We start from the raw sequence: 13,969 nt of genomic DNA, 5'->3' as shown, positions 1-13,969 counted from the left end.
CGAGGCTTGGAAAAGAAGGTCTATAGCGATTTTCTTTTCTAGGCCATTTTTTAAAAATAATACGGGATAAGGACCAAAAATAGGAGGTAGGGAATCGTATGGAATTTATATATTTATTAGCGGTGCCATTTTTTTCAGTGCTATGGTTTTTGAATTTGGTACAGCTTTTAGAAAAACTAAAACAAGGTAAAAATATACATAACCAAAAAGTCCTAGGATGTTTATGGAGCGCTGGATTAACACTTTCAATGATTTTTGCAATGCTCGTTTTTTTGTAAGAATTTCATACGTTTTATTTAACTTTTAGTGAAAATCGTAAAATTCCAGAGGGTGGTTCATAATGACAAATATCATAGTGAATCCTAAAGTAGATGAATTCATAGGTAAATCAAATAAGTGGAAGAAAGAATATGAACAGTTAAGTAGCATTATCCTAGACTAAATTAGGTTGAATAGAAAGGGGGGAGGTTAATTTATTTGTCTTAACCCTTTCCCTTCTTTAATTGCTTTGATTCCTTCTTCACAAACTCCGTATGAACGCCAGGAACATGTTTCGCACACAATCTGTACGTCGGCGGGAACGATGTAGTTGCGAATATGTGATTCAATATCCTCCCATCTCAGAACTTGTCCTATTTTAAACCCTATTTTTCCTAAAATAGCAGCATCTCTTTTGTAAATATCCTCATTTTGGCAGTGGTATTCCGCTGTTTTTGGGTATTTTTCACACAAATGATCAGGACCATTTACAATTTTGATCATTGTTTTCGGATTGTCTCTCAATGAATGATGAAGAGCTGTCATATTTTCAGCGTATTCTTCGGAGTAACCCATTCCACGATAGCCCAAAAGGCAAAAAAGATGATGCCCTCGTAGTTTATACATATCTTCCTCCTAATCATAAAGATACAATCAATGAAATTTTTATGTTAACCTAAGTGGTATATAAAGTTAACTAATATAACTCATCATATCATATTATTTCTAATCAATTAGTTTTTTCTATGAAACTTTCCAACTAGAATTTCGTATAAAACTTTAAGAAGGTTTTTAAGAATTTCTTAGGAGGTTTTCCAAATGTATGGTAGTTTAGGGAATACCGAGGATTTTGGAAGCATATTTCTTAACGAAGAGTATGAAAATATTTATAAATGCACTTCAATTGATTTTCAAAAACTAATTTCTTTAGAACAATTTGTTGAACTAGCCTCTACTTTTAATGGAGGAGTCAACTATTATCAAATTGAATTTAGTCTCCCTTTCCAAGATATGACTCATTATATATGGTTAGATGATCAAAAGGAGAAGGCGATATCTGTCTTTTTTGATGAGCAAAAAAGAATTCAACGCTTATATTTAAAACCATTTATTACATATGAACAGAGTGATAATCGATTTACAGTCAACATGTACACAATGCCGTTAAAAGGCGAATGGTTTGTGTTTTGGGGCGGAGCAAATGAATTCATTAATTACCATTATCCCTATGAAAGTCAACGCTATGCTTATGACCTCGTGAAAATACAGGATGGTTTATCTTACAGAAAAACTCAAATGGGGAATAACAACTTCTACTCGTTTGATGAAGATGTAGTAGCTCCGGGAGATGGGAAGATTGTCAAAGTAGTGGATGGACTAAAAGATAATGTACCCGGAGAAATGGATTCGAATAATCCAGAGGGTAACTATATTGTGATTGAGCATGCAAATAAAGAATTTAGTATGATTGCCCATTTCAAACAGAATTCTATTTTAGTAAAAGTGGGAGAGGTCGTGAGAGAGGGGCAGCTGATTGGGAAATGTGTAACTCAGGTCATTCTTCTGAGCCTCATATTCATTTTCAAGTAATGGATTCTCCTGATTTTGAAAATGGTAATTCGATTCGTATCCGGTTTAAAGACGGGAATGAGCCGATTCAGGGGGATACCATAGTAAATACACAGGCGTATAAAGACCCCTTCGATGAGAAAATGGATAAATCCTTGACGATGATAGATTTCATTCTTTTGATTCCAAGAGCGATCGCACTGTTTTTTAAATATTAGGGATTAGCATAATAGTTAGCTGGAGGTGAAAAATTGATTAACAAAAATTATACATTAGGTATATTAGCCACCAGTGTTTTTGTGCATATATCGCTTTATATTGCCCTTGCATTCTTCATCTCTTTTTTCTTTGCCTCTTATAGCTTGTTAAGTATTTCTGCAGTTCTGTTACCATTAATCTCTGTTTTGGTAGTATTATTCATTCTTTGGAAACGGAGCACGTTTACGAATGAGCTAAAAGGTAAAATTTTGTTACTGATTACTGCAGTTCTTTGCTTCCTTCCATCTCTTTTTCTAGTGAATTTATTAGGAAAAAATGAAGAAAAGTTAAATTTTACGATAGAAAAATGGGTGAATGAACCGGATGACCGAGCCTATTTTGTCTATGATTTTTTGGATGAATATGAGATGGTGGGTAAGTCGAAAGAAGATATTCAAAAGCTTTTAGGAGAACCAGATGAAAATCATTCTTACTCTCCTACTGAAAATGTAATTTCTTATTTTCTTGGACCTGAGGTAGGGTGGATTAGTATAGATGGCACGTACTTAGTCATTTGGTTTGATGATGGAAAACAAGCGATAGATTATGCGGTAGAAACATATTGATTTTATAAAAAAATCCAACTCATTCATGAGTGGAATGATTATAATATTCAATAACGATGTAGCTATTATTGTGTGAAAGTAAACCTACAATATATTGAAAGAGGGATATCTATGGAAGATGGGAACAAATCGAAACAAATGGGTGAAAAATTAGTAAGGGTGGGAACTATTTATATTCCAGTATCTAATGTTAAGAGTGCGTCAGAATGGTATGTGAACAAATTAGAAGCAGAGTTAAGCTATCAAGACGAGGACAAAGCCATTTTAAACTTCGCCAACCAAAGTTTTTTTCTGGTGAAGTCAAATGAAAATCAAAGCTCCAATTTTGTTGATATATACGGAGAGGAACGATTCTCGATAACGTTTGAAGTGAATGGATTGAACGCATTAGAAGACGTACACAGAGACTTTATAGATAAACAGATTAAAGTTGGAGAAATAGAAAATAGAGGGCATGCAGGTAGGAATTTTGTTTTCTATGATTTAGACGGTAACAAATTCGATGTGTGGAGTGAACTAAGCCCCATATTCAAAGAAAAATATCTTACTTGAGAAGCGAACAAACCTAGTCCTGTCATAAATCCCTCACAACTTCCGATGGATTTGCACTTGTAAGTAGCGCACCGTTTCTTCTATGATGGAGGGAGACAGCAGGAGGGATTTTGACATGCTCAATGAAGCGAAAAATTTTATCCAAATGTATTATGAGGAAACGGGTCAATCGGAGCAAGAACTGGCAACTCGTTTAATAGAAGTAGAGCGACAAATTTTAACACAGGGTACATATGAACAAACACTAGATGAGCTCTCGTATGGAGCCAAAATGGCTTGGCGCAATAGCAATAAATGCATTGGTCGACTCTTTTGGCAAAGCTTGCATGTTCTAGATAAAAGAGATTTACATACAGAAGAGTCCATATTTGAAGCGCTTTTTGCGCATATAGAATACGCAACGAATAATGGCAGAATTCGTCCAACTATTACGGTGTTTTCTGCTCAAGATATTCGCATATGGAATCATCAATTGATCCGTTATGCAGGATACGAAATGGAAAATGGAATAATCGGAGATCCGGATTCGGTAGGGTTTACAAAAGTATGTGAAAAGCTTGGCTGGAGAGGAAATAATGGACCATTTGATGTGTTGCCGCTCGTTATTCAACTAAAAGACAATCCACCAAAATGGTTTGAAATACCAAAAGCATCTATTTTGGAAGTACCGATTCGTCATCCGGAATTCGACTGGTTTACCGATTTAGGGCTGAAATGGTATGCCGTTCCGATGATTTCAAGTATGAAGCTGGAAGTCGGGGGTACTTCCTATGTAGCCGCTCCTTTTAACGGCTGGTATATGGGAACTGAAATTGGGGCACGTAATCTAGCGGATGAAAATCGCTATAATATGCTGCCGACAATTGCTGAACAGATGGGACTGAATACGAAATCTAATTCTTCTTTATGGAAGGACCGCGCATTAGTAGAACTGAACGCCGCCGTCTTATATTCTTACAAAGAAGATGGGGTGAGCATTGTAGATCACCATACTGCAGCACAGCAATTTAAACGCTTTGAAGCAAATGAATACGAAGCAGGCCGGGATGTAACAGGTAACTGGAGTTGGCTAATTCCTCCGTTATCACCTGCGACAACTCATATTTTTCATAAACCTTATGCAAATGAAAAGAAAACGCCCAATTATTTTTACCAAAAAGACCCCTATTAAAAAAGAGGAATCAGCTAACGCACATGCTGATTCCTCTTTTTTATTCAACACTTGAGACAAATCCTTCTTTTCCAGCATGCATCCCAGAAACGAATAATAGTATCGTCGCTACCATAAACAAAATAATAGGCACCGACCAACTTGCTGTCACATCATGTAAATAACCGAATAGGACTGGACCAATTGCTGCGAGCAGATAGCCGAACGATTGCGCGGTTCCTGATAGCTCTGCTGCTTCCATCGAGGTTTGCGTGCGAAGCGAGAATAACATCATCACTAAACTGAAGGAGGAGCCCCCAGCTAAACCCAGAAATATCATCCATAGGACGATAAAAGAAGCATTTCCATATAGAAGCCCGCCAAAACCGATTAAATAGAGCACTGTAAATAATGCCACTAATAATCGTTGATCTTTCATGCGACCAGCAAGTATCGGTGTGATAAACGTTAGTGGTAATTGCGCGAATTGCATTAACGATAACATCCAACCGGCCTTATCCGCACTTAGTCCTTGTGCTTGAAGGATTTCAGGAATCCATGCTGCAGTCGTGTAAAAAATAAGGGATTGAAGTCCCATACAAAGCGTAACCGTCCAAGTTACCGGATTGTATAAAATGGATCTAGATTTAGAAGAAGCAGGGGACTCCGTTTTCTCCACTATTTTTTGGGGATGTTTTATTTGTGGTAACCAAATGAGCGCTGCGATAACGGATAATATGGCCCAACAGCCTAGTGCACCTTGCCAACCAAATGTTGTATTCTCGGCGATTGGATAACTAATGCCAGCTCCAATGCTTGCGGAGAAGTTCATCGATAACGTAAAAGCGGCTGTCATTAAACCCACTTGTAATGGAAACTTTAGCTTGATCAGACTCGGTAATAATACATTGCCAAATGCAATGGAAGTGCCTATTAAAGCTGTACCGATTAGCAGTAAAGGCGTGTTTCCTAAAGACCGGATAATAATTCCCCAAGCTAACAACACAATGGAGAAGAATAAAGTTAACTCAATCCCGAAACGTCTCGCTATCTTTGGGGCGATCGGTGAAACAATCGCAAACGCAATAAGTGGGATCGTTGTGATAAAACCTGCCAATACATTGGAAATAGCTAGCCCATCTTTTATATAGGCAATAATAGGACCTACGGAAGTAAGTGGGGACCTCAGGGTTGTTGCGATGAAAATAATACCTATTATAAGCAATAGAGCAGTAGTTTTGTTTTTTTCATCCAGCGTTCGCAAATGTATTAGCTCCTTCTTTCGTACTTTTCTATAGCCTATCACTTTCGGAAAGCAAGATTCAATAGCTAAGAGAATAGAATTTTATTAGTTTGAATATTCTTTCCTTTTTCTAAAATTTTAGTAGTATTATTAACAGTATATAGGAAAAATGGTAAGCATATAACGAATGAAGTGATGGGAGTTTTTAGATGAATAAAGAAAAGGTTTTATCTTTAAGTGATGTCACCATGCGTTTTGGCGCTAAACAAGTATTAAACGGGATCAACCTAGAAGTGTATCAAGGTCAAATCATCGGGTATATCGGACCAAATGGTGCTGGAAAAAGCACTACTGTTAAAATTATGCTTGGATTAATAGAGGGCTACCAAGGGAAAATTGAAATCTTCGGAGAGGATATTGGACATGGAAATGTCGCGTATAAACGTAAAATTGGCTACGTCCCAGAAACGGCGGAGCTTTATGATAATCTTTCGGCAAGTGAGTATTTAACCTTTACAGGGGAGCTATATGGTTTAACTACCAAAGAAGCGGAAAGAAAAGCCTATCAATTGATGAAAGAATTTGGTTTAGAGCATGTGTTCCATAAGCGATTGTCTTCTTTTTCAAAAGGGATGAGACAAAAAGTTCTGATCATTTCTAGCTTATTGCATGATCCGGATCTATTATTTTTTGATGAACCGCTGAGCGGCTTAGATGCAAATAGTGTCATGATTATAAAAGAAATTCTCGACCAGCTAGCGGCGCGTGGAAAGACGATTTTCTATTCCTCTCATATTATGGACGTCGTCGAGAAAATAAGTAACCGAATTATTTTGCTTGTAGAAGGAAGAGTAGTGGCAGATGGTACTTTTGAAGAATTACAAGCACAAAGCAAAGAAGGAACATTAGAAGCGATTTTCAATCAAATAACAGGATTCTGCGAGCATAAAGAGATTGCAGAAAAATTTGTGGAAATTGTAAGTGGAGGAAATAGCCATGGATGATTTTACCTCGCTTCGGGTTTTGGATCGATTTAAATGGCTGTTTCAAAAATTGCATATAGACTACGCGGTGATGCGTAAAATATTGCAATTAAAGCTAACGATGGATGGCAGACGTATGCCTACTGTTTTTAATGGTTCTCGGGTGAAAAAAGAAGGAAATCAGTTTAAAAAATCTTTGTGGATGTACGGTTTTTATGGCTTATTATTGTTAACTCCCTTTTTATTTCTAGGTGATCAATATATTTTCTTTATGAGTATTTTGTTTAGTGTTTTGATGTTTATCGTGATGACTTCCATGGTTTCTGACTTTTCAGCTGTCCTACTGGATATTCGAGATAAGAGTATTCTTCACTCGAAACCGATAAGTCCTCGGACATTGAATGCTGCGAAATTGGTACATATACTTATCTACATGTTTATGTTGACGGGTTCATTTGTAGTGATCCCCCTTATCGTGAGTATTTTTAAGCATGGAATTGTATTTGCCGTTCTATTTCTATTTGATATTATACTGATTAGTTGTTTAGTTGTCGTATTGACCGCATTTGTTTATTTATTCATATTACGTTTTTTTAGTGGGGAAAAGCTAAAAGACATGATTAATTATGTTCAAATTATTTTGTCTGTAGCGATCATGGTTAGCTATCAGCTCGTTGCTCGAGTGTTTGAAATTGTCAATTTTGATATTTCCTATACTTTTACCTGGTGGCATTTTTTCTTACCTCCATTATGGTATAGTGCGACATTTGAGTTGATGTTAAATAACAATTTTTCGATTCCTATCATTATTTTTACCGGGTTGGCCATATTAGGACCGATTTTATCTATCCTGTTATATATTCGGCTAATGCCTGCTTTTGAACGAAATTTAGCCAAATTATTAAGTGATTCTAAAAGAAATAGGAAGAAATCGCTTGGACTCAATCGGTTTTGGGCAAAAGTATTATGTAGGACAAAGGAGGAACAGACCTTTTACTTATTTGCTTCTTTAATGATGAAGCAAGAACGTGAGCTTAAGCTGAAAGTCTATCCGCAGATCGGTTTTGCGCTCATTTTTCCATTCGTATTTATTTATAATAATATTCGTAGCAGTTCTTTTGAGGAAATGAGTAATGGAAATATGTTTTTGGTCATTTACTTTTCGTTAGCGATGCTTCCAACCATCGTTCCTATGCTCAAATTTTCAGGGACATATAAAGCGCAATGGATTTACGGGGTTGCGCCTATCCAAAATAAGTTTTCCATTTATAGTGGGACGCTAAAAGCTTGTCTGATTCAGTATTTCATACCTGTCTATTTAGTGTTAAGTATATTGTTCATATTGATTTTCTCCATTCGTATTTTAGATGATTTGATAGTTGTATTACTTGCAGCGATTGCTATTACCCTTATTTCCTATCGACTGTTTGACGCAGAAGACTATCCGTTTTCGCAATCACATGAATTTATGCAGGAAATGAGCACATTTAAGGTGTTGGCTGGCGTATTAGTCGTTGGTGTTTTTGTGCTTGTTCATTTTATATTTGCTAAAATTCCATTTGGTTTACTTATCTATATAGTACTGTTAGCCGTTGGAATTTTAATAGGCTGGAACAAAGTATTCCCAAGTGGAACGAAAGTAGGGTCTACCAGTTGAACATTCCAAATGAAGAAGAGATGACAAGACTAATTGAAGAAGACGAGTGGATGATGGACTTATTAAGAGCTGTGAAAGTACTAAAACTACCAGATTGGTGGATTTGTGCAGGCTTTGTAAGATCTAAAATATGGGATGCATTGCATGGTTTTGAAGAGCGGTCTCCGCTAACAGATATAGATGTTATTTATTTTGATCCAACCAATAGTAACGAGGAGGAAGAAAAAAAGCTAGAAGAACATTTAAGAAATCTTGTGCCAAACATCCCTTGGTCGGTAAAAAATCAAGCAAGAATGCATGTAATTAATGGCTTTCCACCGTATAAATCTGCAACAGACGGTATAGCCAATTTTCCAGAAACTGCAACGGCTTTAGGGGTGAAATTATACGATCAAGATCAAGTGATCTTAACCGCCCCGCACGGGATAACAGACGTTATTCATCTACTAGTTAGGCCAACACCGCGGTTTTTGACTACTGAGGAGTTAAGGGCTGTATATGAAGAACGCGTACAGAAAAAGGATTGGAAAAAGACTTGGCCCAGGTTGGAAATTTTTCATAGTTAGGGGAGACTATATGAAGAAAGTATTGATAAGTTCAATTGTTTTGTTTCTATTACTTCTAGGAGCCTGTACTAATAAAACAACCTTAAACAATGCTTTATCGGAGGTTCAGCTAACGGATAGGGAAAAATTTTTGCTTTCCTCAACGAGTGAACAGTCATTTGTATTCGATTTTCAAGCAGATCAAAAATACAAACAAATATCCGTATGGGTGGATCAGTATGCGTTCGGAAAATTAGTAGGGGAAAAGATCAATCGGTTAACGATGGATATCGATGAAAAGGGGACACTTATTTTTACTACTTCCCAAAATGTTGCAGAAGAAAAGGTGAAATTCAATATAGGTGTTCAGTCAAAGAGTGCTAGTGGAAAAAATAGTATGACCCAGCGAGAGAAAACGACCAACCAAAGCATATGGGGCAGCAACCCATCAGAAGAAATTCCGATTGATGGGATTATAGTTTTAGCATCTATTAGTAGCTCGAATGGGCATGGCATGAGCTCGCTTTCTCCAGCGTTTTATACGGATTTTGAGAATCACTTAGCTGAGATTGCTAATTATGATGTAGTATATGTATTGAAAAGTGAATTTCTAGAGTAGTAGACAGAAAAAGGACTTCCTGCTGACATAGGAAGTCCTTTTGTTTATTTAATATCCGTAATGATTGTCACATGCGGATGTTTTTTCAAAATCGTGATTGGCCATTCTTTTGTAATGGTATCCCCGAGTAAAGCTTCGATCGCAGGACGTTTCTTTTCTCCAAATGCCAATAAAATGATTTTTTTCGCCTTCATAATAGAAGCAATCCCCATCGTAAACGCGGTGTTTGGAATTTCCTCTTTATCTCCAAAGTATTGGCTGTTTACGCCAAGTGTTGAATCGGTCAAATTCGCAACATGCGTTACTGAATCAAAAGAAGTACCTGGCTCATTAAATGCAATATGTCCATTTTCTCCAACACCTAAAAACTGAATATCTAATGGATGCTCATTTAATTGATTTTCATAACGGGCGCATTCTGCCTCTAGATCAAGCGCTTTTCCGTTTGGAATATTCGTTTCTTTAAATGGTTTGTGCCCAAATAAATGCTCTTGCATAAAATAAGCATAGCTATTGATATTTGTTGGCTCTAAACCTATATATTCATCTAAATTAAAAGCAGTAACTTCGGAAAAGTCCAAAGATGATTCTGCTAATCTCTTGTAAATAGGAATCATTGTACTCCCAGTTGCTAAGCCTAATACGTGCAAAGTGTCCGCTTGTAAATCTTTTTCGAGCTTTTCTTGCACGATTATAGCAGCCTCTTGTTGATCGGCTACATGAATTACTTCAAAAAACGCCATTGTATAACCTCACTCTTCCTTTATTATCCTATAATTGTATGCTGATTCTATTAAAAGGTCAATGAATTATCAAAAGCGGATGAACCGATTGGGCATAATGCGCATATGATGTTATGACTTGAATACAAGGAGGAAAAACATGAAACACATGCGACAAATTGTAACGAAAGCGGTAATCGCTAAAGGGAAAAAAAGAACGGAATCTCGTGAAATCCTTTGTCCGCCAAATACTCCATCTAGCATATTAGGATGCTGGGTAATCAATCATTCTTGCCAATCAAAAAAGTATGGTAGATACGTAGAAGTTACGGGGAAATTTGACATAAACGTTTGGTATGCACATCATGATCATTCGAAAACTTCTGTTTTCACAGAGACAATTCAATATAAAGACCGTATTAAATTGCATTTCCGTGACAGAGATTCGAATGGAGAAGAAGTGCATCTGCGTGTGCTTCAACAACCAAATTGTACAGAAGCTATCATTGTTGAAAAAGGTACGAAATTCCAAGTGACAGTAGAACGCGAGCTACTTGCAGAAGTAGTGGGAGAAACGACAATTTATATCCAAGTGCAAGATGGTGAGGTTGAAGAAGAATGGGTATTCGGTGAAGAAAGCTCTTCTGTTTCAGCGGTCCCTGCTAACTTGCCTAGTGAATCCGAAGATTCTTCATCACTTTAACAAGCCGGTCAGTATTTCCGGCTTTTTTTTATGTTTTTGTGGAGGAAATAACCAGGTGCCAATCCTTGAGGGAATAAAAATGTTATAATGCATACTCTAATCTAAGCGGTTAGGGATGGTTGCTTTCATTAATATGTTGGTTGCTCTTATGGCAGAATTGGTTGCTTTCATTGACCATTCTGTTGCACATTTTTATTTACTGGAAACTTGCTAGCTTGATCTATTTATTTGCAAAGCTCTTCAAATTGCGCATAAACTCTGGCTAACCGAGCAAAGCCGTTGCCAGCGAGCAGTGACCGTCGTTAACCGAGCAATAGTCAGCTCGACTCGCGCATAAATCCTGGCTAACCGAGCAAAACCGATGCCAGCGAGCAATGACCGTCGTTAACTGAGCAATAGTCAGCTCAAGTCGCGCATAAATCCTTCCCAACCGAGCAAAGCCGCTACCAGCGAGCAATTGTCGTCTCTAATTAGAGATTTAGCCAATATTCATTATGGGAAGCGTTCAGTCCTTTGATTTGTTATAATAAAATAGAAAGTTTTTTTAGAGAGAAGGGCAATTGATGACAACAGTTACACCAATGATGCAACAATATATAAAAATAAAAGATGAATATATAGATGCGTTTTTATTTTTTCGATTAGGAGACTTTTACGAGCTGTTTAATGATGATGCGATCAAAGCAGCGGCTATTTTGGAAATTACACTGACTAGCCGAAAAGACGGCATCCCAATGTGTGGCGTGCCTCATCATTCTGCACAGGGCTATATTGAAACGCTAATTAGTAAAGGGCATAAGGTAGCTATTTGTGAGCAAGTTGAAGATCCAAAACAGGCAAAGGGCGTAGTAAAAAGAGAAGTAGTTCAATTAATCACGCCTGGTACAATTATGGAAGGGAAAGGCATGCAGAACAAGACGAACTATTTTATCGCCTCAGCGGATGTAGTTTCTCCAAACGAAGTGTCTTTTTCGTATTTAGATGTCTCGACAGGAGACGGATTTACAACAATCCTTCATGGGGATGAAAAAGAAGTTGTACAAGAAATCCTGGCTATTCAGGCTAAAGAATTGATCGTGAGTGAACAAATGTACCTGCTTATCAATGATTTATCTGCGATTCACGACTTTACTTTATCCATTGAAAAAGACGAATCGAATGAACAATCGATTGAGAAATATGTACCGAATCATCCACTGGAAACACATCGCACAGTCAAACGATTACTACAGTACATTCAGAAAACGCAAATGCGCTCCCTTTTACATATTCAACCCTTTACCTTTTTGCGTAGAGATTCCTTTTTAGCAATCGACTATCATTCCAAACGAAATTTAGAGCTTATTTCTTCTATTCGAAATGCAGAGCAAAAAGGAACTTTACTATGGTTACTGGACGAAACCGTCACAGCAATGGGGGGACGAAAGCTAAAACAATGGATCCACCAGCCACTTGCGGACAAATATGCTATTGAAAATCGTTTGGCCATTGTTACAAGCTTCCTAGAAGACTTTATGTTACGAGAAGAAATAAAAGAAGCGTTTAAAGAAGTATATGACTTGGAACGATTAGTGGGAAGAATCGGGTTTGGAAGTGCAGGGGGAAGAGACCTTGCACAACTTAGACAGTCTTTATCCAAAATTCCTTCTATTAAAGAGCAATTAGTGCAAGCAGATAAAAAAGCATTAAACGATCTTGGACAGGCGATAGAGGATTGCCAGGATATTTGGAGTAAATTAGAAGAGGCGATTCATGAAAATCCGCCGATTTCCGTAAAAGATGGCGGCGTCCTAAAAGATGGCTATAACGAACGACTAGATCAGCTTAGAGATGCTTCTGTGAATGGGAAAAGATGGATTGCAGAACTAGAGCAAAAAGAGCGTGAACTAACTGGCGCTAAAAATTTGAAAATAGGCTATAACCGTATATTTGGCTATTATATTGAGTTAACGAAATCAAATATTCAGTTTGCAGATGAAGCGCGTTATGTACGCAAACAAACACTGGCCAATGCGGAACGCTATATTACAGATGAGTTAAAAGAGAAGGAATCACTTATTCTTTCTGCAGAAGAAGAAAGTTTAGTACTCGAATATGATTTATTTACCCATTTAAGGGAAGAGATTAAAGCATATATTCCACGGGTACAGAAGCTAGCAAAACAAATTAGTGAGCTAGATGTGTATATTTCCTTTGCACAAGTAGCTGAAAAATATCGTCTAACGAAACCGGCATTTCACGATACGAATGCGATGATTATTAAAGAGGGAAGACATCCGGTCGTGGAGAAAATGATGAACAATCAACTGTATGTGCCAAATGATTGTCTATTAACGGAAGAGGAAAATATGCTGCTGATTACGGGACCTAATATGTCCGGTAAAAGTACGTTTATGCGTCAAATCGCCATCACCGTTATTATGGCTCAAATTGGTTGCTATGTGCCGGCGGAATTAGCAGAGTTACCGATCGTGGATAAAATATTTACGCGTATCGGAGCAGCAGATGATTTAGCAGGTGGGCAAAGTACATTTATGATTGAAATGATGGAATCTCAGCATGCGATTATGAATGCAACAAGTAAGAGCTTACTCCTTTTTGATGAAATAGGACGTGGAACTTCGACCTATGACGGGATGAGTCTGGCGCAGGCAATGATGGAATATATTCATGATCATATTGGGGCAAATACGTTATTTTCCACACATTATCATGAGTTAACTGATTTAGAAAAAACATTAGCAAAACTGCGTAATGTGCATGTAGCGGCAACCGAAAAAGATGGAAAAGTCGTGTTTCTGCACAAATTAAAAAATGGTCCAGCAGATAAAAGCTATGGAATCCATGTAGCAGAGCTAGCACAGTTACCAGAAGAAATCATTGAACGTGCAAGAGAAATACTGGACACTTTTGAACAGCAAGAGAAAAAAGAACCAACAGATGCTCCTGCAGTTCAAGAACAACAATTATCGTTCTTTGATGAACAACCGGTAAAGCAAACGAAACCGCAAGTAGTAAATAGTTCATCAGAAAAAGTAATGAAAAAGCTGAAAAAGATCAATATTTCCGGAACAACGCCACTTGCTGCATTGCAAATACTATATGAGCTACAAAGTGAATTAGACTAAAAAAGTAGGTGAAGAA

Annotated in this window: 14 protein-coding genes; 11 read left to right on the top strand and 3 right to left on the bottom strand. The window is 37.4% G+C overall.

Annotated elements, in window-relative coordinates:
* Positions 1–98 precede the first annotated feature (98 nt).
* Positions 99–278 carry a hypothetical protein gene (locus FG382_RS02770; RefSeq protein WP_142537330.1) on the top strand — a complete coding sequence of 60 codons (180 nt, stop codon included), beginning with the start codon at positions 99–101 and terminating at the stop codon, positions 276–278.
* Positions 279–468: 190 nt separating this feature from the next.
* Here FG382_RS02770 and FG382_RS02765 read toward each other — a convergent pair whose 3' ends face one another.
* Positions 469–885, bottom strand: coding sequence for a DUF1284 domain-containing protein (locus tag FG382_RS02765; protein ID WP_142537329.1), 417 nt, complete (start codon positions 883–885; stop codon positions 469–471).
* Between the two features lie 192 nt (positions 886–1,077).
* Between FG382_RS02765 and FG382_RS02760 the strand changes: the two genes are divergently transcribed.
* The 4 genes from FG382_RS02760 (at position 1,078) to FG382_RS02745 (ending at position 4,374) form a co-directional block, all read left to right on the top strand.
* Complete coding sequence (locus FG382_RS02760) at positions 1,078–1,848, top strand: M23 family metallopeptidase (RefSeq protein ID WP_229677313.1); 771 nt, start codon at positions 1,078–1,080, stop codon at positions 1,846–1,848.
* 230 nt (positions 1,849–2,078) lie between these two features.
* A complete protein-coding gene (locus tag FG382_RS02755) occupies positions 2,079–2,651 on the top strand; it encodes a hypothetical protein (RefSeq protein ID WP_142537328.1) in 573 nt (190 codons plus the stop codon).
* A 138-nt stretch (positions 2,652–2,789) separates the two neighbouring features.
* Positions 2,790–3,203, top strand: a complete 414-nt coding sequence (locus FG382_RS02750) for a VOC family protein (RefSeq protein WP_142537411.1) — start codon at positions 2,790–2,792, stop codon at positions 3,201–3,203.
* Between the two features lie 115 nt (positions 3,204–3,318).
* The gene (locus tag FG382_RS02745; RefSeq protein ID WP_142537327.1) at positions 3,319–4,374 is read left to right on the top strand and encodes a nitric oxide synthase oxygenase; all 1,056 of its coding nucleotides are present in this window, start codon (positions 3,319–3,321) and stop codon (positions 4,372–4,374) included.
* Between the two features lie 40 nt (positions 4,375–4,414).
* On the opposite strand, the gene FG382_RS02740 is transcribed toward FG382_RS02745, so the two are convergent.
* On the bottom strand, positions 4,415–5,617 hold the full coding sequence (locus FG382_RS02740; RefSeq protein ID WP_229677314.1) for a CynX/NimT family MFS transporter: 1,203 nt from the start codon (positions 5,615–5,617) through the stop codon (positions 4,415–4,417).
* A gap of 188 nt (positions 5,618–5,805) precedes the next feature.
* Between FG382_RS02740 and FG382_RS02735 the strand changes: the two genes are divergently transcribed.
* Genes FG382_RS02735 through FG382_RS02720 form a run of 4 tightly spaced genes read left to right on the top strand, consistent with a single transcriptional unit; the run spans position 5,806 to position 9,400 of the window.
* On the top strand, positions 5,806–6,600 hold the full coding sequence (locus FG382_RS02735; protein ID WP_142537326.1) for an ABC transporter ATP-binding protein: 795 nt from the start codon (positions 5,806–5,808) through the stop codon (positions 6,598–6,600).
* The gene (locus FG382_RS02730; RefSeq protein ID WP_142537325.1) at positions 6,593–8,236 is read left to right on the top strand and encodes a hypothetical protein; all 1,644 of its coding nucleotides are present in this window, start codon (positions 6,593–6,595) and stop codon (positions 8,234–8,236) included. The genes FG382_RS02735 and FG382_RS02730 overlap by 8 nt, the downstream gene beginning before the upstream one ends.
* Entirely contained in the window at positions 8,233–8,802 is a 570-nt protein-coding gene (locus FG382_RS02725) for a nucleotidyltransferase family protein (protein ID WP_188713297.1), read from the top strand. Before FG382_RS02730 ends, FG382_RS02725 begins: the two co-directional genes overlap by 4 nt.
* 10 nt (positions 8,803–8,812) lie before the next feature.
* Positions 8,813–9,400: a hypothetical protein gene (locus FG382_RS02720; RefSeq protein ID WP_142537324.1), complete on the top strand. Its 588-nt coding sequence runs from the start codon at positions 8,813–8,815 to the stop codon at positions 9,398–9,400.
* A 44-nt stretch (positions 9,401–9,444) separates the two neighbouring features.
* Here FG382_RS02720 and FG382_RS02715 read toward each other — a convergent pair whose 3' ends face one another.
* The gene (locus tag FG382_RS02715; protein ID WP_142537323.1) at positions 9,445–10,143 is read right to left on the bottom strand and encodes a glucosamine-6-phosphate deaminase; all 699 of its coding nucleotides are present in this window, start codon (positions 10,141–10,143) and stop codon (positions 9,445–9,447) included.
* A 139-nt stretch (positions 10,144–10,282) separates the two neighbouring features.
* On the opposite strand from FG382_RS02715, the gene cotE reads away from it, so the two are divergent.
* Together cotE and mutS are read left to right on the top strand one after the other, a co-directional pair.
* Positions 10,283–10,825 (top strand): outer spore coat protein CotE, encoded by a 543-nt coding sequence (gene cotE / locus FG382_RS02710; protein WP_142537322.1) that lies wholly within the window; start codon positions 10,283–10,285, stop codon positions 10,823–10,825.
* 563 nt (positions 10,826–11,388) lie between these two features.
* Positions 11,389–13,953: a DNA mismatch repair protein MutS gene (gene mutS, locus FG382_RS02705; RefSeq protein ID WP_142537321.1), complete on the top strand. Its 2,565-nt coding sequence runs from the start codon at positions 11,389–11,391 to the stop codon at positions 13,951–13,953.
* Positions 13,954–13,969: the final 16 nt, after the last annotated feature.

This window comes from Psychrobacillus lasiicapitis, from assembly GCF_006861795.1.
Lineage (GTDB): Bacteria > Bacillota > Bacilli > Bacillales_A > Planococcaceae > Psychrobacillus > Psychrobacillus lasiicapitis.
Note: the sequence above shows the minus strand (reverse complement) of the source record. Positions and strands in the feature narration are given on the sequence as shown.

Excerpts from the sequence above, each read along its gene's own strand:
- FG382_RS02770 (WP_142537330.1), top strand. The coding sequence starts at position 99 with ATGGAATTTATATATTTATTAGCGGTGCCATTTTTTTCAGTGCTATGG.
- FG382_RS02765 (WP_142537329.1), bottom strand. The coding sequence starts at position 885 with ATGTATAAACTACGAGGGCATCATCTTTTTTGCCTTTTGGGCTATCGT.
- FG382_RS02760 (WP_229677313.1), top strand. The coding sequence starts at position 1,078 with ATGTATGGTAGTTTAGGGAATACCGAGGATTTTGGAAGCATATTTCTT.
- FG382_RS02750 (WP_142537411.1), top strand. The coding sequence starts at position 2,790 with ATGGGTGAAAAATTAGTAAGGGTGGGAACTATTTATATTCCAGTATCT.
- FG382_RS02745 (WP_142537327.1), top strand. The coding sequence starts at position 3,319 with ATGCTCAATGAAGCGAAAAATTTTATCCAAATGTATTATGAGGAAACG.
- FG382_RS02735 (WP_142537326.1), top strand. The coding sequence starts at position 5,806 with ATGAATAAAGAAAAGGTTTTATCTTTAAGTGATGTCACCATGCGTTTT.
- FG382_RS02730 (WP_142537325.1), top strand. The coding sequence starts at position 6,593 with ATGGATGATTTTACCTCGCTTCGGGTTTTGGATCGATTTAAATGGCTG.
- FG382_RS02720 (WP_142537324.1), top strand. The coding sequence starts at position 8,813 with ATGAAGAAAGTATTGATAAGTTCAATTGTTTTGTTTCTATTACTTCTA.
- FG382_RS02715 (WP_142537323.1), bottom strand. The coding sequence starts at position 10,143 with ATGGCGTTTTTTGAAGTAATTCATGTAGCCGATCAACAAGAGGCTGCT.
- cotE (WP_142537322.1), top strand. The coding sequence starts at position 10,283 with ATGAAACACATGCGACAAATTGTAACGAAAGCGGTAATCGCTAAAGGG.
- mutS (WP_142537321.1), top strand. The coding sequence starts at position 11,389 with ATGACAACAGTTACACCAATGATGCAACAATATATAAAAATAAAAGAT.